The sequence below is a fragment of the Streptomyces sp. 891-h genome (assembly GCF_022760275.1).
Taxonomy (GTDB): Bacteria; Actinomycetota; Actinomycetes; order Streptomycetales; family Streptomycetaceae; genus Streptomyces; species Streptomyces spirodelae.
In genome coordinates this window covers 4,990,094-5,014,581 of record NZ_CP050693.1, presented here as the reverse complement: position 1 = coordinate 5,014,581, position 24,488 = coordinate 4,990,094, and the positions used below count along the sequence as shown (strand labels likewise).

The window sequence follows — 24,488 nt, the reverse complement described above, 5'->3', positions numbered from 1 at the left end:
CCCTCCTTCCTCGCTCACCGCGGTGGGACATGCCACACGGTTGCCCCGGAAGCCGATCCCTCGACCAAATGCTCACTGACTTCAAAAACGTCGTCAAGGTAGAGGTAGGTGGGATGGAGGGGTTGTCCGAGGGGAAGCCGGTGCTGGAGGACGACCCCTCCGAGGTCACCGCGGCCTTCAGCTGCTCCCCGCGCATATCGCATCGCTGTCTCTGGATTGGTGTCCCAGGACGTGTACTCACTTCGAGTATTACCGCGGTGATGCTCAACAATGTCCGCGGGCCCGCCACGTGGGTGTGCTGTGCCATCGAGAGCGTCCGGGTAACCTGGATGCTCTGTCGACACTCCGCGATAAATATATCGAGCTCCGGCCTCTTCGGTTATGTCACTCGCCGAGTTCGCCACTCTCCCGGACGGATAGTCCGGTGCAAGGCCGTACGGGTCAGCCCAGATGTGCGGATTGTTGACGTAGGTATCCGGATTGGGCGCTGGGGCGAGCCCCAGGGGGTCGGAAGTGGTGTACCGGGCGGTGGCGGGATCGTAATACCGGTGGAAGTTGTAGTGAAGGCCGGTTTCGGGATCGTGGTACTGGCCGGGAAAGCGAAGCGGTGTGGAGGCGATGCTGGAGCGGTGAGTCGCCGTGTTGCCCCACAGGGTGATCCGGGTGCGCCAAGCTATCTCGCCCTCAGGTGTGATGAGTTCGCGCGGTGTGCCGACGAGGTCGGTGACGATGGCGTAGAAGCGGGCGTCTGTCTCCGTCTGAGCAGTGCTGTCGAGCAGCCGCTCGGTCTGCGACAGAGGGCTGAGGCCGTCGTGGTCCCAAGTGGTGGCCACCGGTTGCGGCATCGCGTCGCCGGTGGTGGTCTGCTCGATGAGGAGAGGGCCGTCCCAGGTGAACTCCACCCGCTCCGTCGGCGTTTCACCGTCCGACGTCAGGCGTTCCTTGGCGATGCGGCGGCCCAGCGGATCGTAGCGGTATCGCCACCGGGTGCCGTCCGGGGTCGTGACCTGGGTCAGGTGGTCTTCGGCATCGTGGGCGAAATGCCAGGTGTCCGGACGCTTGGACAGGCGCTTGTGCCGGCGCACGACCAGGCGGCCTGCCTGGTCGTACTCGTAACGCACCGCACCGGCGCGCCGGATGCGCGTGCCCGTATACCTTCGTTCGCCCTCCAGTTCCGGCGGGAACGGTTGCGGCCAGTGGGCCGAAGCCTGGTTGCCGAGTTCGTCGTACGCGTACGACTCGCTCCATCCGTGTGCCGAGACCTGTGTCACCCGGCCCACGGGGTCGAGGTCGAAGCGGTACGAGCCGTTGAGATGATCGTCCAGGCCGGTGAGGTGGCCGTCCTCCCTGTAGTGGTAGCGGCGCTGCTGCAAGAGGCGGGCTTCGGGGCCGGCGGTCAGAGTCTGGGCCGACAGGCGGCCTGACGCGTCCCTCTCGGCCGAGATCTCCAGTGTGTCGCCGATGTGGCGGGAGGTTTCGCGGCCCGCCGCGTCCCGGGTGAAGGTCAGGTGGTGGCCGCCTGTGGTCAGGTCGCTGCGGTTGCCGGCGGCGTCGTAGCCGTAGGTGGTCACTGCCCCGGTCGGCGTAACCCGGCGGGTGCGTCTGCCCAGCGCGTCGTAGGAGAAGGTGGTCACCCGGCCGTTGACCACCTCGGCCTTGATACGGCCGAGTTTGTCGCGCTGGTGGATCAGTTCGGCATCCGGGCCGGTCGCCGACAGCAGCCGTCCCGCTGGGTCGTAGTCGAATCGGGTGATCTGCCCGGCGGCGTCCTTGGCCGTCACCCGGCCGAGCTCGTCCCGCTCGAAAGCGATCACCTCGCCCAGCGGCGTCATCCTTTCTGCCAGCCGGCCGGCCGCGTCCAGCCGGTAGGACACTTCGCGGCCGTCGAAGTCCGACTCCGCCACCAGCCGCCCGGCCGCGTCGTAGATGTAGTCCCAGGTGAGCCCGGTCGGGCCGGTGACCCGGGTCAGACGCAGCTCGCGGTCGTGGTCGAACTCGTAGCGGGTGCCGTCCGGCTCGATGCGGGCGGCGATCAGGTCGAAGTGGGTGTATTCGTAGCGGGTCACCGCGCCGGTCGCGTCCGCCTTCGTGCGGCAGTTGCCTTCGCCGTCGTACGTCCACGACGTGGTGGCCCCGTCCGGTGTGATGCGTCGGGAGAGTTTGCCTTCGGCTGTCCATTCCAGGCGGGTGGTCGCACCCGAGGGGTCCGTGGTGGCCACCACCCGGCCGAAGGGGTCGCGCTCGTGGCGGGTCACCCCGCCCAGGGGGTCGGTGATCTCGACCGGCAGCCCTGCGGCGTCGCAGCGCACCGTCGTGGTGTTTCCCAAGGGGTCGGTTTTCGACGCCAGGTGGCCGGCAGCGTCGTAGCCGTAGCTGGTGGTCCGGCCTGCCGGATCGGTCACGGCCGTGCGCAGGCCGCGGTCGTCGAATTCCTGCCGCCAGCGGGCGCCGTCGGCCGCGACGAATTCGACAGGCAGGCCGAGCTCGTTGCGTACAACGCGTGTCTGCCGTCCGTCGGGCCGCGTCACCGCAAGGCATCGGCCCTGCTCGTCGTAGGTGTAGCGGGTCGTACGCCCCAGCGGATCGACGATCGCCGTGACGTGGCTGCTGTCGTCGTATTCAGTGCGGGTGGTGTGGCCCAGGGGATCGGTGATGGCGACAACCCGGGCTGAGTCGTTGACCAGGTGGCGGGTGACGTGGCCGTCCGCGGTGGTCAGCGTCGTGACCTTGTGGCCGGTTGCCCGATCGATGTCATCGTAGGTCAGGCGGAGCTGGAAGTGCCCGCCGGTGCCGCCTTCGGCGATGACCCGGCCCTGGTCGTCGTAGACGTAGTCGAAGCGGCTGTCGTTGGTGTCGGTCCAGGAGATGACGCGGTTCTCGTCGTCGTACTCGAAGCGCAACGGCATGCCGGAGGAGTTGGTGACTTCGGTGAGGTTGCCGTCGGTGTAGCCGTAGCGCAGGACCGTCGTGTCGGCGTCCGGGCCGGCCAGGGCCAGTTCTGTCACGCGGTCGTCGTCGACGGTCAGCTTCACCACGTAGCCGCCGCTGTGCACCAGCCGTGCGGGGGCTCCCGTCCCGGCGTCGTACTCGAAGGTGATGCTGTGGCCGTTGCGGTCGGTGAGCTGTTCGAGCCGTGCGGTGCCGTCCTCAAAAGCCCCGCTGTGCGGAGGAGCGAAGTGCCGCACCCAGCCGGTGTCCGGGTCCGTGAGGGTGTAGCCGCCGTCCGGTGTCCGCTCCAGCGGCATACGGGACGAGCCCGCCGAGGGCAGGGTGGGGACGCCGGGTGCCGGATGTGCGTACGAGAGCAGTCGGCCGTCCTCCGCGACGAAGACGACGCCCTCCGCATCGACCTCCAAGCGCTGGTCCACCGTTGAGCTCCACGACGGCCCGAACCAGTGGCCGAGGCGGTAGCCGGACTCGACGCGGCGGGTGAAGACGAGGGGCAGGGAGCCGGGCAGGGACAGGTCGGTCTGGGGGAGGTACATCCTGCCCGTGGCGAGGTCGACCGGGTCGGTCCTGCCGGAGGTGATTTCGTCGCCTCTCCGGGCGGACTGGCTCGGCCCCTTCTCGCCGAGCATCCTGCGCGCTTCCGCCGCCTCCTTCGCCAGCTTCCCGGCGCGCCCGGCCTTCGTCGCCATGCCGAGGCCCTTGGTGCCGAGCAGTTCGGGGAGAAGGCGGCCGACGCCCTCCGAGGGGTCCTTCTGGAAGGTGTCCCACATCTGCTTGCCCGTGCCCACAGGGTCATTGGCGACGCGGGCGATACCGGTAACGGTGGAGTTGAGGTTGGTGACGTACTCCGCCGGGTGCATGACGTTGTACGGATCGAGCGGGTTGATGCCGCGGACGAAGTTGTTGAGGCCCGCCAGTCCTTTGACGACGCCGCCGGTGAGGTGGGTGGCGTCCAGTTGCAGCCCTTGAAGGCCGTCGCCCGCCTGGTCCCAGTAGTCGGGCTTGGGCGGGGCCGCGTCGCGCGCTGCCTTGACCGCGGTCTGCGCGATACCGGCGGCCGTGTTGCGCTGGGAGCGGGCCCGGTCCAGCTGCTCCTGGGCCTCGTCCTTCTTGCCGGCCTTGTACTTGGCCACGGCCTCCCGCGCCTGGCCCTGGGCTCGTTCCACCGTGTGGGCGAAGTCCTCCAGCGCTCCTGCCGCCTTCTCGAAGGCATCGGCAGCCTTGGCCCACTTCGCCGGTTCCAGACCGATCTTCTCCCAGAAGGCGTCCGCCGCCTTACCCGTCAACGTGCCCTGGGGAAGCTTCTTGAGGCCCCGGAAGACGTTGTTGAAGTCGGTCCTGAAGTCCCTGAGGTGCTTGGCCGTTGAGCGGATCCTGCCGGGGCTGCCGAAGACCAGCTTCGTCGGGTCCTCGGTCTCGTCCAACTGGAACTCGGCCGTCTCGGCGCCCATCGCGTTCGCCGCCGAGCGGGACTTGTCCCGTACCCAGTCCCCGCCGCTCTCCCAGCCGACATCGTCCAACCGGTCGGCGCTCCAGTTGCCCGCGCCCTCGACGACGTCACCGGCACCCTCGACGAGGTCCTCGCCCTTCTCCTCGATGGAATCCGGTACGAAATCCCGCCAGCCCATCAGCCCTGGCCCCCCTCCTGTTGCTGCTGTGCTGCCGCCCGCTCCTCAGGAGAGGGGCCGAAGACCCTGTCCCGGCCGGCCTCGATCTGCTCGTCACTCAATCCGGTGACATCCTGGGCCATGTCCATGTACATGCCGCCGCGGCCCTTGGAGGTCAGCTCCCGGCCGGTGTCCTGCCAGTCCTGCTTGATGTCCCGGCCCGCCTGCTGCCAGGACTCGGCGCTCCAGTCCGGTGCGTCCGGGGTGAGGATGTCGCCGTAACCCTGCTTGGCGACCTCCTCCTCACTGGCGTGCGGGTTGCCGGTGCAGAGAACGGAATTGAGCGCGACCTTCATCGTTCCCGCCCGGTACCGGTCCTCCTCGTACGCCATACCCGCCGACAGGCCGAGCTTCTGGGCCAGCGCGTTGGCGTTCTGCACCAACGCGCGTACGCCCCACTCCCACTTCTCGCAGAAGTCCTCGAAGTCGCCCGCCAGCCCGCCATGACCCATCTCCATACCGGACATGGACAGTCCCTCGACACCCGCACCCTGGAGAGAAGAAGTCGCCGAGCTGCCCGACTGCTTCAGCTCATCGATGGCACCCCCGAGCCCCTTCTCGATCAGGCTCAGGGACTCCTTGCTCCACTGGACCCCGTCACCCTTGCCGCCCTCACCCATCAGAGCTCCCCTCGCCGGTGTCGTCGGCCACGGCCACCTCGTCCGGCACGATGCCCGGTGCGGGCGGGAGGAGCATCGAGCCTTCTTGTCCGCGACGTTCACGGCGACGCCCGTGGTTCCACCGAGCGCGGGGACGACCGTATCCAGCAGCCGGCACGCGTCGCGGCTGTCTCCGCGATCGAAAGACAGCTGCCGGAACGCGTCACTGTAGCCCCCAGCAGTGGCTCCGTAACCGCCATTGGCAGAACACTTATGTGCCGTGCTGGAAGCCCCTCCGCCTCCGACCCCGCGAAAGCGCTGCCGATGCCGGTGGGGGCTTCCAGGGTCGCGGCCATGTGGAGCCGGTTTCAGACGATCGTTGATGTGGAGGCCACGCCGGACGATGCCGCTGTGCCGGCGGCTCGTGGGCTCGAGTGGCTCGTCGGGGAGGGGATGGGGACAGTCCGCCGCTGCCCCTCTCGTGTCGACCGCCCCTCCCCGGGGAGGGGCTTCTCTGTGCCGGGAGAGGCGGCGTGAGGCGGGTGGTCAGCGGCGGAGGTCGTTGTAGACGGTGGCGCGGGAGACGCCGAGAAGGCCGGTGAGGGTCCGCACGGCGCCCTTGAGTTCGAGGAAACCCTGGTCCTTCAGGGTGCGGACGAGGGTGGTCCGGTCGGTGGTGGTCAGGGCGCGGGGAGTGGTGCCGCGGGCGGCGGCGAAGGACTCGGTGACCGTGCGGAGTTCGTCCACCGTGCGGGCGTGCAGGGTCTCGTGGACGGGCGGCCGGTGCTCCTGGGTGCGCAGCAGTTCGGTGAGGCCGTGGTTGAGGGTGGACAGCAAGGAGACGTCCAGGTTGAGGCAGACGGCGGCGACATAGGTGCCCTCGCCGTTCTTGATACCGATCGAAGTGCTTTTGGCGGGGCGGCCGTCGGGGAAGCGGTTGGGGTAGTTCTGGAGGACCTCCGGGTAGGCGGGGTCCGCGATACGGGCCAGGCCGAGTTCGGTCGCCGGATCGCCGGTCCGGCGCCCCGAGAGGTTGTTCTCCACGGTGCGCACCGCGTGGTCGGGGTGGCGCAGGTCGTGCAGCACCGCCTCGCACAGACCGGGGAACATCCGGCCGATCGCGGTGACGATCTTCTCCGCCTCCCGCAGCAGCACCTCGTCCTCGGGGCTGCTCCGCGCGGCACTGTGCGGGTCGTCCTCGGCCATGTGCCCGGCGGCCTCGGCGCTGCTCACCGCGCATCCTCCAGGATGCGGGCCGTCGCCGTGGGGGCCTTGAGGGCTGAGCCGGTGAGGATCACGACCGTGGTTGCGCCCGGCCGCAGGTCGCCGCGGGCTGCGAAGAGGTCGACGGCGGCAGCGGCGGTGGCGCTGGTGGGTTCCGCGTACAGGCCGGCGGCCGCGAGGCGGCGGACGGCGGAGGCGATGTCCTCCTCCGGGATCGCGGCCATGGTGCCGCCCGAGCGGCGTACGGCGGCCAGCACTTCCGGAAGCCGGACCGGTTCCTTGATGGCCGTGCCCTCGGCCACCGTCGGCTGCCATCCGCCGGGCGGTACGGGCACCGGTGCCTCGGCACCGGCGTGGAACGCGGCGTGCAACGGGGAGCAGTTGGCGGGCTGGGCGACCAGGAGGCGGGGCAGTGCCGCGATCCGGCCCGCGGCCAGCAGCTCGCCGAAGCCCAGGTCGCAGCCGAGTACGGTGCTGCCCGCTCCAGCCACCGTGACCACCGCGTCCGGGGCCCGGAAGCCGAGGTCCTCCCAGATCTCGTACGCCAGGGTCTTGGTGCCCTCCAGGAAGTACGGGTGCCAGTTGTGGCTGGCGTAGATGGTGTGCTCCGCGCGGCGCAGCGCCTCGGCGGCTGTCGCGTCCCGGTCGCCCGGCACCGGCGTGACCTGGGCCCCGTAGGCGGATGCCTGCAACGTCTTGGCCGGCGACGTGTGTTCGGGCACCAGGATGGTGGCGTCGATACCGGCGGCCGCACAGTACGCGGCCACCGACGAGCCGCCGTTGCCCGAGCTGTCCTCCAGGACCGCGCCGACACCGTGGGCCGCCAGCGCCGAGATCATCACGCTGCTGCCCCGGTCCTTGAAGCTTCCGCTGGGGTTGAACCACTCCAGTTTGAAGGCGACCTCCAGCCCGGCCCACCTCCGCCGCAGCAGGGGCGTGCACCCCTCCCCCAGGCTGATGCCGGGCGCCTCGGGCGGGAGGGGAAGTGCGGCGCGGTAGCGCCACAGCGAGCGGTCGGCCGTCTCGATGTCGGCAGGGGCCGGTACCTGTGCGGGCGGCGTCGGCGAGACGAGCAGCGGGCTTCCGTCGGCACCGCGCCAGCGCAGCGGGTCGAGCGGGTAGCGGCGCGCCGAGCGCGGGTCGTGCAGTTCTCGCAGCTCGGTGCGGGGTGAAGCGTCCACGGTGGTTCTCCTCGGCTCGGCCGTCCGCCACTTTACGGAGAGACCAAATTTAGACGCATCGTCCACTCGGACAGTTGGTGGGGTGCCGTCATCAACCCACGTACTGGCGGGCCGTCGAGCGGCGTTGGGCCCTCTCCAGGGTGGCCAGCCGCGCCTCGACGGCAGGCGGGACGGGACGGCGGTGGGCCAGGACCCAGGGGAAGGCCGCGGCCGCCCTGGTGAAGGCGCGGGCGCTGGCCGCGTCGCGGGGCACCGTACGGGCCAGATACCAGGTACGGCGCAGCGCGGCCGGGAGCGGGCGGCGCAGCCAGGTGTACCAGAGGGTGTTGCGCAGCCCGTCGGTCCGCCTGGCCGTGGCGTCCCGTACCCGGGAGGGTGCGTGGTGGACGGTCAACTCCTCGGCGAAGGCCAGCCACCAGCCCTGGACGGCCAGGTCGGTGGCGAGCAGTTCCTCCTCGCCGCCGAGCCACAGCCTCGGCTCGAAGCCGCCCACCGCACGGAAGGCGGAGACCCGCAGACAGGTGGCGGCGGCCAGGAACGAGCCCAGCGCGGGGCCGGGCAGCCAGTCGGGCCCCTCCACCGGGGAGTCGCGCAGCTCCGCCACCACCGGGTCCTCCGTGCCGTGCGGCTCGACGACGATCCGCGCGACCACGCCGGCCAGCCTCGGGTGTACGTCCAGCCGGTCAGCGGCGCCCCGCAGCGAGCCGGGCTCCCACCAGGAGTCGTCGTCGCAGAAGGCCACATACGGGGTGGTGACCTGGCGCACGGCGAGATTGCGGCCCACCGCGCCCGTGTTGCGGCCCGGGCACAGCAGCTTCACCTGCGGGTGCGCGGCCCGTACGGCGGCCGCGGTGCCGTCGGTCGAGGCGTTGTCGACGACGATGACCCGCGGCCGCTCGGGCAGATCCGCCAGCAGGTCGAGCGTGCGCAGCAGTTCGTCCTTGCGGTCGCGGGTGATGACGACGACCGTGACGCGCGGGTCCGGGCCATGTCCGGCCCGGCTGCCGTCGGCCTGGTCGCGGGTGGCGGCCTCGGCGGGGTGCCCGTGCGCCTCCGTCATGCCGCTGGTCCCTGCGCTGTTCCCTCCGCTGGTCCCTCCGCCTGGGGGACGGCCTCCTCCACAGCTGCCTCCACCCGGCGGGCTGCCTCCTCCACCGCGCGCGGCAGCGGACGGCGGAGGCGGAGCGCTGCCGGGAGGCGGGGCAGCAGGCCACGCGCTGCGCTGCGGGCCTGCTCGTCCCGCAGCGCAGCCGCGCACAGGGCCGCCGTCCGGGACAGCGCCACCGGCAGCGGCCGGCGCAGCCAGGCGATGAGCAGTTCGTTGCGGCGGATCAGCGCCCGGCGGCCCGGCCTGGGCGCGTCGGCCGGTGTCCCGTCCGGGCCACCGGCCGGGGAGTGCGAGGGGCCGTGCGTGTGGGCGTGCGTGGGGGCGTGCGCCGGGGAGTGCCGGGCGACGACATCGGGGTGGTGGACGACCTCCCAGCCCGCCGCCGTCAGGTCGTAGGCGAGCAAGGTCTCCTCGGCTCCGAAGAACAGCAGCGGGTGGTAGCCGCCGACGTCCAGGTATGCCTGCCTGCGGGCCACGGCGGCGCAGCCGAGGAAGCCGAGGACCCTGCGGCTGCGCGGCGGGGCGCCCTCGCCCAGCGGGGAGGTCGCCAGTGCGGCGTTGAGGGGGTCGGGGCGGCCCTCGGGACCGACGGTGATGCCCGCGGCCAGCAGTCCCGTGCGGGGGTGGGCCGCGAGGAGGTCTACCGCCTTGCGCAGAGCGCCGGGCTCCCACCAGGAGTCGTCGTCGCTGAAGGCGATGTAGGGGGTGTGCAGGGCGCGGACGCCGTCGTTGCGGGCCAGCGCTCCGCGGTTGACGGGCAGCCGCAGCAGCTGCACCGCCGGAAAGCAGCGCGTCACCATGTCCGGCGTTCCGTCGGTGGAGGCGTTGTCGACCACCAGGATGCGGGGCCGCTCCGGGAGGGCCAGCAGCTTGTCGAGGGTGCGGGCGAGGGTGTCACGCCTGTCGCGGGTGGCGATGACGACGCCGAGCCGGTCGTACAGGCCCGGTTCGGCGTCGGACACACTGCGCGGTGCGCTGCTGCTGGTCGGAGCCGGGTCCATCGCGCCTCGTCTTCCACGCCTGTGCGCTGGTCTGCCGCGCCTGTCTTCGCCGTCCGCCCTGGGCGCCCCGCCGTGAACGCTGCCCCGCGCACCCACCTGCGCGCCCCGCCGCGCGGCTCACGGGCCAGCCCCCCGGGCCCTCGGGTCAGCCCCGGAACATCTCCTTCTCGACCTGGTCGGGGCCTTCGATGCGGTCGCTCTTGAGGTGGGCGATCTTGTCGACGACCTTGTCACTCGCCTTGTTCTTCTTGGCGAGGTCGGTGAGGGTCTTGCGGTCGGTCGGGTAGGAGGCTCCCTTGAGGGCCCGCTGGACCTCGATGGGGTTCATCTCGCTCATGGCATCCTCCGATCCGGTGTGCCGCATGAGGCTGAATACCCCTTTGTCTGTCTTGCTCACTTCATGGTGGAAGGCCCCCGTATGGCCCGCAACGCAAGCCCCGGCACGCAGCGGGGCCGTCGTCGGCTCTCAGACGGTCGCGGGTTCCGGTTCGGGCGCGGCCACAGCAGCGGTCGGCGCCGTACGCGGGGCGGGCACGACGTGCAGCTTCTCCAGGGAAGGGCCACCGGCAGGCTCGGTCCGCGCGGCCACGGCGCCAACCGGCTCCGCCTGCGCGGCCACAGCACCCGCAGGCTCCGTCGCCGTGCCGTACGCCGCGCGGTTCGCCGCGCCGTACGCCGTGCCGTTCGCCGGCCGCAGGCGCGGCATGCGGACCGGGCGCTGCTGCGCCAGCTGCGCGGCGGCGGTGACCACGACGATGGCCAGACCGCCCACGACCAGTCCGCCCCGGGCGCCCGCGGTCTCCATCAGGAGGCCGAGCAGAGGCGGGCCGATCAGGCCCCAGCCGGTGCTGGCGCTGCGCCACACGCCGAGCACCCGGCCACGCAGATGGCTCGGCGGCTCGGTCTGCAGCACGGTGGTGCCCGCGGTGTCGGAGACCGACTCCACGACGGCCATGGGCGCCACCAGCAGGATCAGGAAGACCAGCGACGGGGAGAGGCCCGCCACCGCCTGCAGCAGCGCGCCGGCGGCGGCCAGCAGCGCCACATGCCGCACGGAGGGCTTGCGCAGACAGCCGGCGATCACGGCGCCGACCATGCCGCCGACCGCCAGGACGGTGGAGACGGTGGAGAACGAGCCGGCTCCGGCCGCCAGCGGGCCGGTCACCAGGACGGCCAGGGTCAGCTGGTAGTTACGGCCGAAGATCGCGGAGATCCCGGTGATGGAGGCAAGGGCGACCAGGCGCGGGTTGCGGACGAAGTAGACCAGGCCCTCGCGGCTGCCGCCCCGTCCCGGGGCGCGCTTGCTCCCGACGGAGGCGGAGGCGGAGCCGGAAGCGGAGGCGGCGGCCCGGGCGGGAGCGGAACGCTCCCGCGCCGTCTGCGGCTCGCGCTCCTCCTTGGGCACCAGCTTCAGGAACGGGATCACCGCGGCGACCGCGAGGAACGACAGCCCGTTGACGACATAGGCGGACGCCATGCCGAACCAGGCCACGGTGGCACCGGCCGCGGCCGTGCCCAGCAGCCTTCCGGCGCTGTGCACCACCGAGCCCAGGGCGATGGCCGACGGCACGTCCTTGCGCTTGACCAGGTCGTTGCCGAGCAGCGAGCAGGCGGGGTTGTCCACCGTGGCGATGGAGCCCGTGACGGCCGCGAGCACCATCAGCAGCGGCACGGTCAGCATGCCGAAGGCGACGAAAGCGGCGGTGCTGAAGGCGACCAGGCCGAGCAGCGCCTGGCTGACCGAGGCGGTCAACTTGCGCGGCCAGGAGTCGACGAGGCTGCCGCCGACCAGGCTGAGCAACAGGCCGGGGGCCGCCTGCACGGCCAGCGAGAGACCGGTGGTGGCGGCGGACCCGGTGAGCTGGAGCACCAGCAGGTTCTGCACCGTCAGCTGCATCCAGGTGCCGACGTTGGAGACGAGGTTGGCCGCCGACCACCAGCGCATGCTGGGGTAGCGCAGGGAACGCCACGGGCTGCGCTCGGATCGGCCGGAGCGGTCGGAGCGGCCCGAGGGCGCTGAGCCCGCGGAGCCCGCAGGCTCAGCGGACCGGCGTCGGAAACGCTCGGCCCAGCGAGTGGCAATCGAGTGAAGAAAAGGCATGGGGAATCCGCGCAGGAAGGCAGGGGGCGGGGGCAGGAGAGCGGAGAACGAGAAGGCGGGGAACAGGCGGAAAGGCTCGGCGCCTGCGGCCCTCAGCCATATTCACAGACCGCTTACGCCGGCCCGTCGGCCAGTGCGGTCCGCATCCGCGGAACAGCCCGTTTCCACCCGGGCTGAGCTGGGATGAAAAGGCCCGCGTTGCCTTGCTCACAGGGCGGAGCCGAGCCCGGCGGCTGGTCACGGTGCGTCAATAATTGACCGCCCTGTACAGCGGTCAATGACAACAAGTGACGGCTTCGTATGCGAATTGGACCGGTCAGGCACTCGACCACGGTCCGCAGCGCTCGACAGCTCCTCGGTTGCGACTCTGCAGGGCCCCCCGCACGCTGAGAGAGCGAACGAGGAGCACCGGAGAAGGAGACGGCGCTCCAACTCCGACCCCGCTCCGTCTCCCCGGGAAACCCCCGAGAAGGACCCCCAGTTCCCCGGGAACGTCTGTGCCCGAAGAGCACGGTGACCGTGACCGTAGGAGGGTTCATGGATTCACCCACCGCTGCCATACCGCAGTTCCGGCATGCCGTTGTGACCGGCGGCGCGGGCTTTCTCGGCTCGCATTTGTGCGCCGCGCTGCTGGAGAGCGGCTGTGCGGTCACCTGTGTGGACGACTTCTGCACCGGTCGCCGGGAAAATGTGGAGCATCTGACAGGACAGCCGGGATTCAGGCTGCTGGAATCCGATATCAGCCACCCGTTCGAGGTGGACTCCCTCTCTCCCACCCCGCCGGATCTCGTGCTGAATTTCGCCTCCCCGGCCTCTCCCGCCGACTATCTGCGCATGCCCCTGCACACGCTGGAGACGGGGAGTTCCGGCACCCGGAACGCCTTGGCGCTGGCCCGCAGGCACGGGGCGCGCTTTGTGCACGCCTCGACCTCGGAGGCGTACGGGGACCCGCAGGAGCACCCGCAGAGCGAGCGGTACTGGGGGCATGTGAACCCGGTGGGGCCGCGCAGCGTGTACGACGAGGCCAAGCGGTTCGGCGAGGCGCTGACGGCGGCCGAGGCGCGCACCCATGGCAGCAACGTGGGCATCGTCCGCCTCTTCAACACCTACGGCCCCCGGATGCGCGGCTACGACGGGCGGGCCGTCCCCACCTTCGTACGGCAGGCGCTGGCCGGTGAGGAGCTCACCGTGACGGGCGACGGGCGGCAGACCCGCTCCCTGGCCTACGTCGACGACACGGTGCGCGGCGTCCTGGCCATGGCCGGCTCCGAGCTGCTGGGGCCCGTCAACATCGGCAACCCGGACGAGATCACCATGCAGGAACTGGCGGAGCTGGTCATCGAGCTGACCGGCTCCCCCTCCGGTGTGCGCTTCATCGAACGGCCCAGCGACGACCCGGCCGTGCGCTGCCCCGACATCACGCTGGCCCGCGGAAAGCTCCAGTGGGAGCCCCGCGTGACGGCCCGCGACGGGCTGGAGAGGACGATCCGCTGGTTCCGCGCCCACCCGCGCACCGGCGACTGACCCGCGCCCTCCCCCGCCCGCCCCGTCCCGCTCCGGCTCCTCCCGGCGAAAGGCAGACCATGCGCGTTCTCGGTATCAACGCCCTCTTCCACGACCCGGCGGCGGCGCTCGTCATCGACGGACACACGGTCGCCGCGGCGGAGGAGGAACGGTTCTCGCGCCGTAAGCACGGCAAGCGGCCGGTGCCGTTCGCCGCCTGGGAGCTTCCGTACAAGTCCGCGGCGTGGTGTCTGGCCGAGGCGGGGCTGCGGCCGCAGGACCTGGACGCGGTCGCCTACTCCTTCGACCCGGACCTGGCCAAGCCCGCCGTCGACATGGGCCTGGACGACCCGTGGGACCCGCTGCGGCTGACCTACGCACGCGAGGCGCCGTCCTTCCTGTGTGACGCGCTGCCGGGGCTGGAGCACGAGAAGGTGCAGTTCGTCCCGCACCACATGGCGCACGCGGCCTCCGGCGCGTTCGCCGCGCCGCAGGCGGAGCGGTCCTCGGTGCTGGTGGTGGACGGGCGCGGGGAGTCGACGTCCCATCTGGCGGCGCGGCGCCGCGGCACCGCCGTCGAGCCGCTGCACAGCCAGCAGTTGCCGCACTCGCTGGGCCTCGTCTACGAGGAGCTGACCGAGCACCTGGGGTTCCTGCGCTCCAGCGACGAGTACAAGGTGATGGCACTGGCCTCCTACGGGCGCCCTCGGATGGCAGCCGAGCTGGCCAGGTATGTGCACTCCACCGGGGACGGCGGCTTCGTCGCCAAGGACGTGCCCTGGGAGAGCTTCGCACCGGCGGCCCGGCCCGGCCGGGGCTGGTCGCAGGAGCACGCCGATCTGGCGGCCAGCGCCCAGCGGTGCCTGGAGGACACGCTGCTGGACATGGTCCGGTGGCTGCACGGCCAAACGCACGACGAGCTGCTCACCATGGCGGGCGGCGTGGCACTCAACTGTGTGGCCAACTCCCGGCTCGCCGCGGAGGGGCCCTTCGCCCGCGTATGGGTGCAGCCCGCTGCCGGGGACGCCGGTACGGCGCTGGGCGGCGCGCTGGCGCTGGCCTCCCGGGGCGGGGACGCGACCGAGCCGATGTCCGGCGCCGATCTGGGGCGGCAGTGGGACGACGCCGAGTTGCGCGAGTGGCTCACCACGGCCGGGGTGCCCATCGAGCGGCCCGACGACGTGGCCGAGACGGTGGCGCAGGCGCTCGCCGACGACGCGATCGTCGCCTGGTTCCAGGGGCGCTCGGAGTACGGGCCGCGCGCCCTGGGCCACCGCTCGCTGCTGGCCCACCCCGGACGGGCCGCCAACCTGGAGCGCCTCAACGATGTGAAGGGCCGTGAGCAGTTCCGTCCGGTGGCGCCGATGGTCCTCGCCGAGCGCGCACCGGAGATCTTCGAGGGACCGCTGCCGAGCCCGTACATGCTCTTCGTCCACGACGTGCGGCCCGCCTGGCTGGAGCGCATCCCCGCCGTGGTGCACACCGACGGCACGGCGCGCATCCAGACCGTCGACCGCGAACGCGAGCCGCTGGTCGCCCGGATGCTGGCGGCGTTCGAGCGGCGCACCGGGCTGCCGGTCGTCGTCAACACCAGCCTGAACACGGCGGGACGGCCGATGGTGGACGATCCGCGCGACGCGCTGGAGTGCTTCGGCTCCTCCCCCGTCGACCTGCTCGCGATCGGCCCGTACGTGGTACGGCGGGCCGGCTTCTTCCAGCAGCCGGAAGAGTTCGCCATCAAACGCCCCGAGAGGACCCCGCCCCCCGAAGGACGGGACGCCGTGCGAGGGGAGCCCACGTGAGCGCCCGGCACCCCGGCTCGACGCCGCAGTTCGCCGTCGTCGTCCCCACCCTGGGCAGGCCCTCGCTGGCCGGGACGCTGCGGGCGCTGGCCGAGGCGGGCCGGCCGCGGCCGAGCCGGATCGTCCTGGTGGACGACCGCCCCGCCCGCGAGTGCGGCCCGCTCCCGGTGGAGGTGCCCGAGGAGCTGGCCCCGCTCGTCGAGGTGGTGCCGGGCGCGGCCGCCGGGCCCGCCGCCGCACGGAACGTGGGCTGGCGGGCGGTCGAGGAGGAGTGGATCGCCTTCCTGGACGACGACGTGCTGCCGGGCGAGCGGTGGACACAGCGGCTGGTCGCCGACCTGACGGCCGCCGGGCAGGACGCGGCGGGCAGCCAGGGCCGCATCACCGTGCCCCTGCCCGAGCACCGGGCACCGACCGACTGGGAGCGCAACACGGCGGGACTGGCCGAAGCGCGCTGGATCACCGCCGACATGGCCTACCGGCGGGCGGCGCTGGAGGCCGTCGGCGGATTCGACGAACGCTTCCGCCGCGCCTTCCGCGAGGACGCCGATCTGGCGCTGCGGCTGCTGGACGCCGGGTGGCGGCTGGCGGAGGGCGAGCGCCACACCGTGCACCCGGTACGCCCGGCCGACCGCTGGGTCTCGGTGCGCGCCCAGCGGGGCAACGCCGACGACGTGCTGATGAACCGTCTCCACGGCCCCGGCTGGTGGCGGCGAGCCGGAGCCGACCGCGGCCGGCTGCCGCGCCATGCGGCGGTCACGGCGGCCGCCGGCGCGGCGCTCGCCGGGCTGGCCGCCGGGCACCGCCGTACGGCCGCCGCACTGGGCGGGCTGTGGCTGCTGGGAACCGGCGAGTTCCTTCGCGCCCGGCTGCGCCCGGGGCCGCGCACCCTGGACGAGAGCCTGACCATGCTGCTGACCAGCCCGCTGATCCCGCCCGCCGCCACCTTCCACTGGGCCCGCGGCCGGCTGCGGCCCGTACCCGAGGAGGGCGCGCCGAACATCCGGAGCGCTCCGCGCACGCGCGGCGCACCCGGCTCCTACGGCGCGCGCCCCACGCAGCAGTCGTACAGCACCGGCAGCCGGGAGGTGCGGGCATGAACAGCCAGGCATCCGTGGAGTCTGCGCCCTCGCCCGGGGCGCGCAGCGCGCGCCCGGCCGCGGTGGTGCTGCGGTCGGCGACCGCCACGTGGTACCAGGACGGACCCCATGAGCCACTGGTGCGGATCCCCCACACCAGCGCGACCCCCGGCGCCGCGGTGCCGGGATGCGGGCGGCCCCGCGCGGTCCTCTTCGACCGGGACGGCACCCTCGTCGAGGACGTACCGCACAACACCGACCCGGGGCGGATCCGGCCGCGGCCCTCCGCACGGGAGGCGCTGGCGACACTGCGCGCCGCCGGGGTGCCGGCGGGTGTGGTGAGCAACCAGCCCGACGTCGGGCGCGGCATCGTCGCACTGGCACAGCTCGACGCCCTGCACGCGCGGATGGAGGCCCTGGTGGGCCCGATCGCGGTGACCGCCGTGTGCCCGCACCTGCCGCAGGACGGCTGCGGATGCCGCAAGCCGCAGCCCGGGCTGGTGCTGGCCGCCTGCCGGGTGCTGGGGGTGCGCCCGCCGGAGACGGCCGTGGTCGGGGACATCGCCGCCGACCTGGGCGCAGCGCACCGGGCCGGGGCCACCGGCGTCCTGGTGCCCAACCCCGCCACCCGCGCGGCGGAGACCCGCGCGGCACCCCGCACCGCCGCGCACCTGGCAGCCGCCGTCCGCGCGCTGGTCGGTATCCCCACCCGGCCGGGAGGCCGGACATGACCGACCCGAACCCGCACCCGCGCACCGGCCCGCGCGATCCGCACGATCCGCGCGGCCCGCACACGCTCGTCGTACGGCTCGACAGCGTCGGTGACGTGCTGCTGGCCGGGCCCGCCGTCCGGATGGCGGCGGCCGGCTCACGGCGCGTGACACTGCTGGCCGGACCGCTGGGCGAGGGCGCGGCGCGGCTGCTGCCCGGGGTGGACGAAGTCCTCACCTTCGACGCGCCCTGGGTGGGCCGGGAGCCCGCCGCCGTGGACCGCGCCGAGACCGCCGCGCTCATCGAAGCCCTGGCGCGGCGCCGCTTCGACCGCGCACTGGTGCTCACCTCCTACCACCAGAGCCCGCTGCCGATGGCGCTGCTGCTGAAGCTGGCCGGAGTGGCGTGGGTGGGGGCGGACAGCGAGGACTACCCCGGCTCGCTGCTGGAGCTGCGGCACCGGCGGGCGGCAGGACGGCACGAGGCGGAGGCGGCCATGGACCTGGCGGCCGCCGCCGGGTTCGCACTGCCCGACGGCGACCACGGGGGCCCGGCGATCCACCCGCCGCCCGACACCGGGCCGCTGACCGGGACGGACCCGTATGTGGTCGTCCACCCCGGGGCCTCGGCACCGGCACGGGCCTGGAGCCGCGAACGGGCGGCGCGCGCGGTGGCGGCGCTCGCCGGGGCCGGGCACCGGGTGGTGGTCACCGGCGGCGCCTCGGAGAAGGAGCTGACGGCCGCCGTCGCCGGGGAGCATGCCCTGGATCTGGGCGGCCGCACCGGGCTGCACGAGTTGGCGGGCGTCCTCGCGGGCGCCCGCGCCGCCGTCGTCGGCAACACCGGGCCCTCCCATCTGGCGGCCGCCGTCGGCACCCCGGTGGTGTGCCTGTTCTCGCCCGTCGTACCCGCGGAGCGGTGGGCGCCGTTCGGGGTGCCGCATGTGCTGCTGGGCGATCAGAGCGCGCCGTGCGCCGGCACCCGCGACGTGCGCTGCCCGGTGCCGGGCCACCCGTGCCTGGACGCGGTGGCCGACGACGAGGTGCTGACGGCGCTCGACCGGCTGCCGCCCGCCTCCCCGGCGGACCGGACGACCACCGACCGGACCACCACCGACCGGACGGCTCTGGAGGCCCCCGCATGAGGATTCTGCTGTGGCACGTGCACGGCTCCTGGACGACGGCGTTCGTCCAGGGCCCGCACACCTATCTGGTACCGGTGCTGCCGGACCGCGGCCCGGACGGTCTCGGCCGCGCGGAGACCTTCGCCTGGCCGGATTCGGTACAGGAGTTGAGCCCCGAGCAGCTGGCCGGGACCGAGGTGGACGTCGTCGTCCTCCAGCGCCCGCACGAGGAGGAGCTGGCGGCACGCTGGCTGGGCGGGCGCCGACCGGGCCGCGACATCCCGGCCGTCTATCTGGAGCACAACGCGCCCGACGGCGAGGTGCCGAACACCCGCCACCCCTGCGCCGACCGCCGCGATCTGACGCTGGTCCACGTCACCCACTTCAACCGGCTGTTCTGGGACAACGGCTCCACCCGCACCACCGTCATCGAGCACGGCATCGTCGACCCAGGACACCGGTGGACCGGTGAGCTGGCCCGCGCGGCAGTCATCGTCAACGACCCGGTACGGCGCGGCCGGTACGTCGGAACCGATCTGCTGCCCGCACTGAGCGAGGCCGCACCGCTGGATGTCTTCGGGATGCGTACCGCCCAGCTCGCCGAGCACCTGGGGCTGCCCCGGGAGCGCTGCCGCGCCCAGGATCTGCCGCAGGAGCAGCTGCACTCGGCGCTGGCGCTGCGGCGCTGCTATCTGCACCCGGTGCGGTGGACGTCGCTGGGTCTGTCGCTGCTGGAGGCCATGCATCTGGGCATGCCGGTGGTCGCCCTGGCCACCACGGAGGCCGTCGAGGCCGTCCCGGAGGGCGCCGGGGTGCTCTCCACCCGCGCCGAGGTGCTGGCCGAGGCGGCACGCCGATACGTCCACGAACCGCAGGCCGCCGCCGAGGACGGCGCCCGCGCCCGGCGCGCCGCGCTGAGCCGCTACGGGCTCAAACCGTTCCTGCACCGCTGGGAGCAGCTTCTGGAGGAGGTGACCCGCAGATGACGGCCCGGAAGAAGGAGCAGTTGCGCATCGCGCTCGTCTCCGAGCACGCCAGTCCGCTGGCTGCGCTGGGCGGCGCCGACGCGGGCGGCCAGAACGTACATGTGGCACGGCTGGCCGAGACGCTGGCCGAGCAGGGGCACCGGGTGACCGTCTACACCCGACGCGACTCCCCCGACCTGCCCGAACGGCTGCCGCTGCGGCACGGCGTGGACGTCCACCATGTACCGGCCGGCCCGGCACGCCCGGTACCGAAGGATGAACTGCTGCCCTGCATGGGACTGTTCGGCACCTTCCTGTCGACCCAGTGGGCCGCTGAGCGGCCCGACCTGGTGCACTCGCACTTCTGGATGTCGGGCCTGGCCACCCTGCAGGCCGCGCAGGACAGGGCGCTGCCGTTCGTGCACACGTACCACGCGCTGGGCACCGTCAAGAAGCGGCACCAGGGCGCTGCGGACACCAGCCCCGGCGAGCGCATCCCCTGCGAGACGGCGATCGGCACGTCCTGCGACCGGATCATCGCCACCTGCCGGGACGAGGTCACCGAGCTGGCCGCGATGCGGGTGGGCGCCGACCACGTCTCCGTCGTCCCCTGCGGCGTCGACCCGGAGGTGTTCACCCCGACAGGGCCGCAGTGGCAACGCCCCGGGCACCGCCCGCTGCTGGCGCACATCGGCCGGCTGGTGCCCCGCAAGGGCGCCGCGCTGTCCATCGAGGCGCTCAGCCGGATACCCGAGGCCGAACTGGTCGTCGCGGGCGGCCCGGCAGGCGCCGGGCTGGACCACGACCCGGAGGCGGTACGGCTGCGCAGGCTCGCCCACGAGCTCGGCGTCGCCGACCGGGTGCACCTGACCGGCGGGCTGAGCCGCGACGAGGTGCCGCGGCTGATGCGCGCGGCGGACGCCGTGCTGTGCCCCGCCGACTACGAGCCGTTCGGCATCGTCCCCCTGGAGGCGATGAGCTGCGGAACGCCCGTGGTGGCCACCGCCGTCGGCGGCCAGTGCGACACCGTCTCCCACCGCTCCACCGGGCTGCTGGTGCCGCCCCGCGACCCGGAGGCGCTGGCGCACGCCGTACGGACGCTGCTGGCGATGCCCGCACGCGGCCGGGCCTACGGCGCCGCCGGGCGGCGACGGGTGCTCTCCCGCTACAGCTGGGCGCGCGTGGTGGCGCAGACCGAGGACGTCTACCGCCGCGTACTGGAAGCGCGGGCGGCGCGGGCCGCCGCACAGCCGACCGCCGTGCCGGTGACACCGGCCGTCCACTGAGGAGTCCGAGATGCTCTCTGCCGACCCCGCACACGCCCACTGCCAGGCGCTCGAAAAGGCCGTGGCCGCCTTCCGCGAACAGCACACCGCGCAGGTCACCGCCTGGGGTGAGCGGCTTGCCGAGACACTGCGCGCCGGCGGTCGGCTGCTGGCCGCCGGCAACGGCGGCAGCGCGGCCCAGGCCCAGCATCTGACGGCCGAACTGGTGGGCCGCTACCAGGGCGAGCGCAGGCCGTACTCCGCCATCGCCCTGCACGCCGACACGTCCGCTGTGACCGCCATCGGCAACGACTACGGCTTCGCCGACCTGTACGCGCGTCAGGTCACCGCGCACGGACGCCGGGGGGACGTGCTGATGCTGCTGTCCACCTCGGGGCGGAGCGAGAACTTGGTGAACGCCGCGATGGCGGGCCGCGAGGCGGGCCTGGAGGTGTGGGCGCTGACCGGGCCGGTACCCAATCCGCTGGCGGCCGCGTCCGACGCGGCGCTGTGCGTGGCCGCCGCTTCGACGGCGACCGTGCAGGAGGTGCACTTGGTTGCCGTGCACTTGCTGTGCGAGGCGTTCGACGCGGCGCAGGGGCCGGCCGAGGGCCTGCTTTCAGCTGTCGAGGCCCCGTAAGAAGGCACCCCTCCCCGAAGCGATGGAACAAAGGACGCACCAATGCCTCGCAACCGCCCGCTCGTCGTCGTCGGTGACACGTTGTTGGACACCGATGTCGAGGGCCAGGCCAGCCGGCTGGCTCCGGACGCGCCCGCACCGGTGCTGGACGTGTCCGAGGAGCACAACCGGCCCGGCGGGGCCGGGCTCGCGGCGACGCTCGCCGGGACCTTCCCCCGGGACGCCGCAGAGCACCCGGAGATCGTCCTGGTGACCGCGCTGGGCCGGAGCAGGTCCGATCAGACCGTCCGCGACCTGCTCTCCTCACGGGTGCGGCTGCTGGAGCTGCCGCTGCGCGGCAGTGTGCCCGTCAAGACGCGACTGTGCGCCGAAGGGCGGCCGCTGCTGCGGGTGGACCGGGGCGGCGGCACCGTCGGGCCGGTCACCGACGAGGTGCGCGCCGCGCTCGCCGGGGCGCACACGGTGCTGGTCTCCGACTACGGGCGCGGCGTCGCGGCGCGGCTGCGTGCCGAACTCGCCGTGCTGGCGGGCCACACCCAGGTGGTGTGGGACCCGCACCCGCGCGGCGAACCGCCCGTGCCGGGGGTCCGCCTGGTCACCCCGAGCGCGGCCGAGGCCATGGCGCTGTGCTCCGAGGAGCACCCGGAGACGGGCGGGGACAGCGACGGGCTGCACGGGCACGGCAGGCGCGGTGCGGCGCTCGCCGCCGAGTGGCGCAGCGCCGCCGTCGCGGTGACGCTGGGCCGGCGCGGCGCGGTGCTGGCCCGGCCCGGGGACGAGGCGCCGCTGTACTTCCCGCCGTCCCAGGAGACCGAGGGCGACCCCTGCGGCGCCGGTGACTGCTTCGCGGCGACCGCGGCGCGGGCGCTGGCCGACGGCGCCCTGCCGGAGGAGGCCACCCATGAGGCGGTGCGCCAGTCCGGCGCCTTCGTGGCCGCCGGAGGGGTGCGCAACCCGGCGCTGTGGGGCGGGGTGCCCAGCTCCCCGCCGACGGTGCCGCAGGTGACCAGGACGGACGACGCGCGCGCCCTGGCGGCCTCCGTACGGGCACGCGGCGGCACGGTGGTGGCCACCGGCGGCTGTTTCGACCTGCTGCACGCCGGTCACGTCGGCATGCTGCAGAACGCGCGCCGCACCGGCGACTGCCTCATCGTGTGCCTCAACTCGGACTCGTCCGTACGCCGCCTCAAGGGCGAGGGGCGCCCCATCACCCCCGAGGCCGACCGCGTCTCGGTGCTGGCCGGGCTCGACTGCGTGGACGCGATCGCCGTCTTCGACGAGAACACGCCTGAGCGCCTGCTGCGGGAGCTGCGCCCGCATGTGTGGGTCAAGGGCGGCGACTACGGAACCGAGCGGCTCCCGGAGGCCGCGACGCTGGAGGAGTGGGGCGGCCGGGTGCTGCTCCTGCCCTATCTGGACGGCCGCTCCACGACGGCGCTGGCCCGCCGCGCCGCGGGGCAGCACGGCACGGCGGCGTCCGGTCTGGAGCAGTCGCCGTGAGCCCGCGGCCGGACGCCGGAAGGGAGCGGCCGCGCGCCCTGGTGCTGCGCGCCCTGGGCCTCGGCGACCTGCTGACGGCCGTACCGGCGCTGCGTGCGCTGCGGCGTGCGCTGCCGGGCCATGAACTGGTGCTGGCCGCGCCGGGGTGGCTGGCCGACGCGGTGCGGGAGCTCGACGCGGTCGATGTGCTGCTGCCCGCCGGAGCGGCGCACCGCGAGGTCCCGGACCGGCTGGAGTGGCCGTGGGCGCCGCCCCGCCTCGCCGTCGACCTGCACGGCAACGGGCCGCAGAGCCGCGCGGTGCTGGCGCGGCTCGCGCCCGGGCGGCTGCTGGCCTACGCGGACGGTTCGGCGCCCCGCCGGCGGGCCGACGAGCACGAACGGGCGCGCTGGTGCCGCCTGCTGACCTGGTACGGCATCCCCGCCGACGCGGAGGACCTGCTGCTGCCACGGCCCGCTGCGGCCTCTCCCGCGCCCGGGGCCGTGGTACTGCACCCGGGCGCCGACGCGGCCTCGCGGCGCTGGCCGCCCGAGCGCTTCGCCGCCGTCGCCCGGCAGTTGCGGGCGCGCGGGGAGGAAGTGGTGGTCACCTGCGGGCCCGGCGAACGGAAGCTGGCCCACGGCGTCGCCGAAGCCGCCGGTCTGCCGCCCGCGCAGGTGCTGGGCGGACCGTCTGGGCTGCCGTTCAGCACGCTGGCGGCGCTGGTGGCCGGCGCTCGCCTGGTGGTCGTCGGTGACACGGGGGTGGCGCATCTGGCCTCGGCCCTGGCCGCTCCTTCCGTCGTCCTGTTCGGCCCCGTCTCCCCCGCCTTGTGGGGGCCGCCTGCCCAGCCGCGGCACCGTCCCCTGTGGCGCCCGCTGCCCGGTGACGGGGTGCGCCCAGGGGACCCGCACGGCACGCGGCCCGATCCCCGGCTGCTCCGGCTCAGCCCGCAGGATGTGGTGGATGCCTGCGCAGCGCTGCTGGGCGAGGTGCCGCCGTCCGTGCGCGGAGCGGTCTCCCTGGTGCCGGCCGCGCCCCGTCAGGGGGCTCCGTGAGCGGTCGGCGGGCCCTGCTCACCGGGTGGTTCAGCTTTCTGGAGGGTGAGGCCACCGCGGGCGACGTGCTGGCGCTGCAGCGGGTCGAGCGGGTGGTGCGGGAGGCCGGACTGGCCTACGACATCGCCTGGAGCCCGGGGTTCCGGCCCGGTGAGCTGTCGCTGGAGACGGTGCGGCCCGCTGACTACGGCCTGCTGCTGTTCGTCTGCGGCCCGTGCAGCGGCCCGCAGACGGTTGCGCTGCACGAGCGTTTCGCGCACTGCCGGCGCATCGCCGTCGGCGTCTCCGTCGTCGATCCGGAGGAGACGGCGGTACGGGGGTTCCACGAGGTGATCGCGCGGGACGGGCCCTCGCTCAAGCCGTCGCCCGACCTCTCGGCGGGCATCCGGCCGCGAGCGGACCGGCTGCCGCCCGTGGTGGCGACGGTCCTGACGACGGGCCAGCACGAGTACGCGGGCCACCGGCGGCACGAGGAGACGGTGCGCCGCGTCACCGCCTGGCTTGGTGCGCGGGACTGTGCGCGGCTGGAGGTGGAGACGCGGCTGGACACCGGCGACTGGCGGCTGTGCGGCACCCCGGAGCAGTTGGACGCCGTGCTGGCCAGGGTCGATCTGGTGGTCACCAACCGGCTGCACGGGCTGGTGCTGGCGCTGCGCTCCGGCGTGCCGGTGATCGCCGTCGACCCGGTGGCCGGCGGCGCGAAGGTGAGCGCGCAGGCACGGGCGCTGGGCTGGCCTGCGGTGATCCCCGCGGAACGGCTCGACGAGGACACGCTGTCGCACTGGTGGGGGTGGGCGCGCGGGGAGGGCGTCGCCCGTGCGGCCGCGTACGCCGACGCGCCGCCGCCGGAACCGCTCGTCGAGGCGCTGCGCAGCCGGCTGGAGGACGCCGAGCACACCGCCACAGGGGATATTCGCCCCATTTGACACTTTTTCCAGGCGTGAGAGTCTGAGGGGAGGGAGCTGTGGTCGGGGCCGTATCGGACCGCGCTCGGCACGCGCACAGGGCGAACGCCGGGGGCTGAAGGGAGCCG

Annotated in this window: 18 protein-coding genes and 1 pseudogene; 11 read left to right on the top strand and 8 right to left on the bottom strand. The window is 73.3% G+C overall.

Annotation, left to right across the window (positions count from 1 at the left end; translation table 11 throughout):
- Nucleotides 1-14 precede the first annotated feature (14 nt).
- From HC362_RS21980 to HC362_RS21945, 8 genes and pseudogenes are all read right to left on the bottom strand, one after another.
- On the bottom strand, nucleotides 15-4,577 hold the full coding sequence (locus tag HC362_RS21980) for a putative T7SS-secreted protein (RefSeq protein WP_243085720.1): 4,563 nt from the start codon (nucleotides 4,575-4,577) through the stop codon (nucleotides 15-17).
- Entirely contained in the window at nucleotides 4,577-5,236 is a 660-nt protein-coding gene (locus tag HC362_RS21975) for a hypothetical protein (RefSeq protein ID WP_243085719.1), read from the bottom strand. The genes HC362_RS21980 and HC362_RS21975 overlap by 1 nt, the downstream gene beginning before the upstream one ends.
- Nucleotides 5,237-5,761: 525 nt before the next feature.
- Nucleotides 5,762-6,421 (bottom strand): PAS domain-containing protein, encoded by a 660-nt coding sequence (locus tag HC362_RS21970; protein WP_243088753.1) that lies wholly within the window; start codon nucleotides 6,419-6,421, stop codon nucleotides 5,762-5,764.
- A gap of 23 nt (nucleotides 6,422-6,444) precedes the next feature.
- Entirely contained in the window at nucleotides 6,445-7,620 is a 1,176-nt protein-coding gene (locus tag HC362_RS21965) for a threonine synthase (protein ID WP_243085718.1), read from the bottom strand.
- Nucleotides 7,621-7,711: 91 nt separating this feature from the next.
- Entirely contained in the window at nucleotides 7,712-8,680 is a 969-nt protein-coding gene (locus HC362_RS21960; RefSeq protein ID WP_243085717.1) for a glycosyltransferase, read from the bottom strand.
- On the bottom strand, nucleotides 8,677-9,729 hold the full coding sequence (locus HC362_RS21955) for a glycosyltransferase (RefSeq protein ID WP_243085716.1): 1,053 nt from the start codon (nucleotides 9,727-9,729) through the stop codon (nucleotides 8,677-8,679). Before HC362_RS21955 ends, HC362_RS21960 begins: the two co-directional genes overlap by 4 nt.
- A gap of 145 nt (nucleotides 9,730-9,874) precedes the next feature.
- A complete protein-coding gene (locus HC362_RS21950) occupies nucleotides 9,875-10,066 on the bottom strand; it encodes a DUF2795 domain-containing protein (protein WP_243085715.1) in 192 nt (63 codons plus the stop codon).
- Between the two features lie 129 nt (nucleotides 10,067-10,195).
- Nucleotides 10,196-11,707, bottom strand: a pseudogene (locus HC362_RS21945) (MFS transporter); the annotation flags it as partial.
- 660 nt (nucleotides 11,708-12,367) lie between these two features.
- Between HC362_RS21945 and HC362_RS21940 the strand changes: the two are divergent.
- From HC362_RS21940 to HC362_RS21890, 11 genes are read left to right on the top strand one after another with little or no spacing between them, the layout of a single operon-like run.
- On the top strand, nucleotides 12,368-13,354 hold the full coding sequence (locus HC362_RS21940; RefSeq protein WP_243085713.1) for an NAD-dependent epimerase/dehydratase family protein: 987 nt from the start codon (nucleotides 12,368-12,370) through the stop codon (nucleotides 13,352-13,354).
- Between the two features lie 59 nt (nucleotides 13,355-13,413).
- Entirely contained in the window at nucleotides 13,414-15,135 is a 1,722-nt protein-coding gene (locus HC362_RS21935) for a carbamoyltransferase C-terminal domain-containing protein (protein WP_243085712.1), read from the top strand.
- Nucleotides 15,132-16,235 carry a glycosyltransferase gene (locus HC362_RS21930; RefSeq protein WP_243085711.1) on the top strand — a complete coding sequence of 368 codons (1,104 nt, stop codon included), beginning with the start codon at nucleotides 15,132-15,134 and terminating at the stop codon, nucleotides 16,233-16,235. Before HC362_RS21935 ends, HC362_RS21930 begins: the two co-directional genes overlap by 4 nt.
- On the top strand, nucleotides 16,232-16,945 hold the full coding sequence (locus tag HC362_RS21925; protein WP_243085710.1) for an HAD-IIIA family hydrolase: 714 nt from the start codon (nucleotides 16,232-16,234) through the stop codon (nucleotides 16,943-16,945). The genes HC362_RS21930 and HC362_RS21925 overlap by 4 nt, the downstream gene beginning before the upstream one ends.
- Nucleotides 16,942-18,069, top strand: coding sequence for a glycosyltransferase family 9 protein (locus HC362_RS21920; RefSeq protein WP_243085709.1), 1,128 nt, complete (start codon nucleotides 16,942-16,944; stop codon nucleotides 18,067-18,069). The genes HC362_RS21925 and HC362_RS21920 overlap by 4 nt, the downstream gene beginning before the upstream one ends.
- Nucleotides 18,066-19,034 carry a glycosyltransferase gene (locus tag HC362_RS21915; protein WP_243085708.1) on the top strand — a complete coding sequence of 323 codons (969 nt, stop codon included), beginning with the start codon at nucleotides 18,066-18,068 and terminating at the stop codon, nucleotides 19,032-19,034. Before HC362_RS21920 ends, HC362_RS21915 begins: the two co-directional genes overlap by 4 nt.
- Nucleotides 19,031-20,299, top strand: a complete 1,269-nt coding sequence (locus HC362_RS21910; protein ID WP_243085707.1) for a glycosyltransferase — start codon at nucleotides 19,031-19,033, stop codon at nucleotides 20,297-20,299. The genes HC362_RS21915 and HC362_RS21910 overlap by 4 nt, the downstream gene beginning before the upstream one ends.
- Nucleotides 20,300-20,309: 10 nt before the next feature.
- Nucleotides 20,310-20,918, top strand: a complete 609-nt coding sequence (locus HC362_RS21905; RefSeq protein WP_243085706.1) for an SIS domain-containing protein — start codon at nucleotides 20,310-20,312, stop codon at nucleotides 20,916-20,918.
- Nucleotides 20,919-20,960: 42 nt separating this feature from the next.
- The gene (gene rfaE2 / locus HC362_RS21900; RefSeq protein WP_243085705.1) at nucleotides 20,961-22,418 is read left to right on the top strand and encodes a D-glycero-beta-D-manno-heptose 1-phosphate adenylyltransferase; all 1,458 of its coding nucleotides are present in this window, start codon (nucleotides 20,961-20,963) and stop codon (nucleotides 22,416-22,418) included.
- Entirely contained in the window at nucleotides 22,415-23,455 is a 1,041-nt protein-coding gene (locus HC362_RS21895; protein ID WP_243085704.1) for a glycosyltransferase family 9 protein, read from the top strand. Before rfaE2 ends, HC362_RS21895 begins: the two co-directional genes overlap by 4 nt.
- A complete protein-coding gene (locus HC362_RS21890; protein ID WP_243085703.1) occupies nucleotides 23,452-24,381 on the top strand; it encodes a polysaccharide pyruvyl transferase family protein in 930 nt (309 codons plus the stop codon). The genes HC362_RS21895 and HC362_RS21890 overlap by 4 nt, the downstream gene beginning before the upstream one ends.
- The last annotated feature ends 107 nt before the right edge of the window (nucleotides 24,382-24,488 follow it).

Coding starts and splice junctions, on each gene's coding strand:
- HC362_RS21980 (WP_243085720.1), bottom strand. CDS start 4,577: ATGGGCTGGCGGGATTTCGTACCGGATTCCATCGAGGAGAAGGGCGAG.
- HC362_RS21975 (WP_243085719.1), bottom strand. CDS start 5,236: ATGGGTGAGGGCGGCAAGGGTGACGGGGTCCAGTGGAGCAAGGAGTCC.
- HC362_RS21970 (WP_243088753.1), bottom strand. CDS start 6,421: ATGGCCGAGGACGACCCGCACAGTGCCGCGCGGAGCAGCCCCGAGGAC.
- HC362_RS21960 (WP_243085717.1), bottom strand. CDS start 8,680: ATGACGGAGGCGCACGGGCACCCCGCCGAGGCCGCCACCCGCGACCAG.
- HC362_RS21955 (WP_243085716.1), bottom strand. CDS start 9,729: ATGGACCCGGCTCCGACCAGCAGCAGCGCACCGCGCAGTGTGTCCGAC.
- HC362_RS21950 (WP_243085715.1), bottom strand. CDS start 10,066: ATGAGCGAGATGAACCCCATCGAGGTCCAGCGGGCCCTCAAGGGAGCC.
- HC362_RS21940 (WP_243085713.1), top strand. CDS start 12,368: ATGGATTCACCCACCGCTGCCATACCGCAGTTCCGGCATGCCGTTGTG.
- HC362_RS21935 (WP_243085712.1), top strand. CDS start 13,414: ATGCGCGTTCTCGGTATCAACGCCCTCTTCCACGACCCGGCGGCGGCG.
- HC362_RS21925 (WP_243085710.1), top strand. CDS start 16,232: ATGAACAGCCAGGCATCCGTGGAGTCTGCGCCCTCGCCCGGGGCGCGC.
- HC362_RS21920 (WP_243085709.1), top strand. CDS start 16,942: ATGACCGACCCGAACCCGCACCCGCGCACCGGCCCGCGCGATCCGCAC.
- HC362_RS21915 (WP_243085708.1), top strand. CDS start 18,066: ATGAGGATTCTGCTGTGGCACGTGCACGGCTCCTGGACGACGGCGTTC.
- HC362_RS21910 (WP_243085707.1), top strand. CDS start 19,031: ATGACGGCCCGGAAGAAGGAGCAGTTGCGCATCGCGCTCGTCTCCGAG.
- HC362_RS21905 (WP_243085706.1), top strand. CDS start 20,310: ATGCTCTCTGCCGACCCCGCACACGCCCACTGCCAGGCGCTCGAAAAG.
- rfaE2 (WP_243085705.1), top strand. CDS start 20,961: ATGCCTCGCAACCGCCCGCTCGTCGTCGTCGGTGACACGTTGTTGGAC.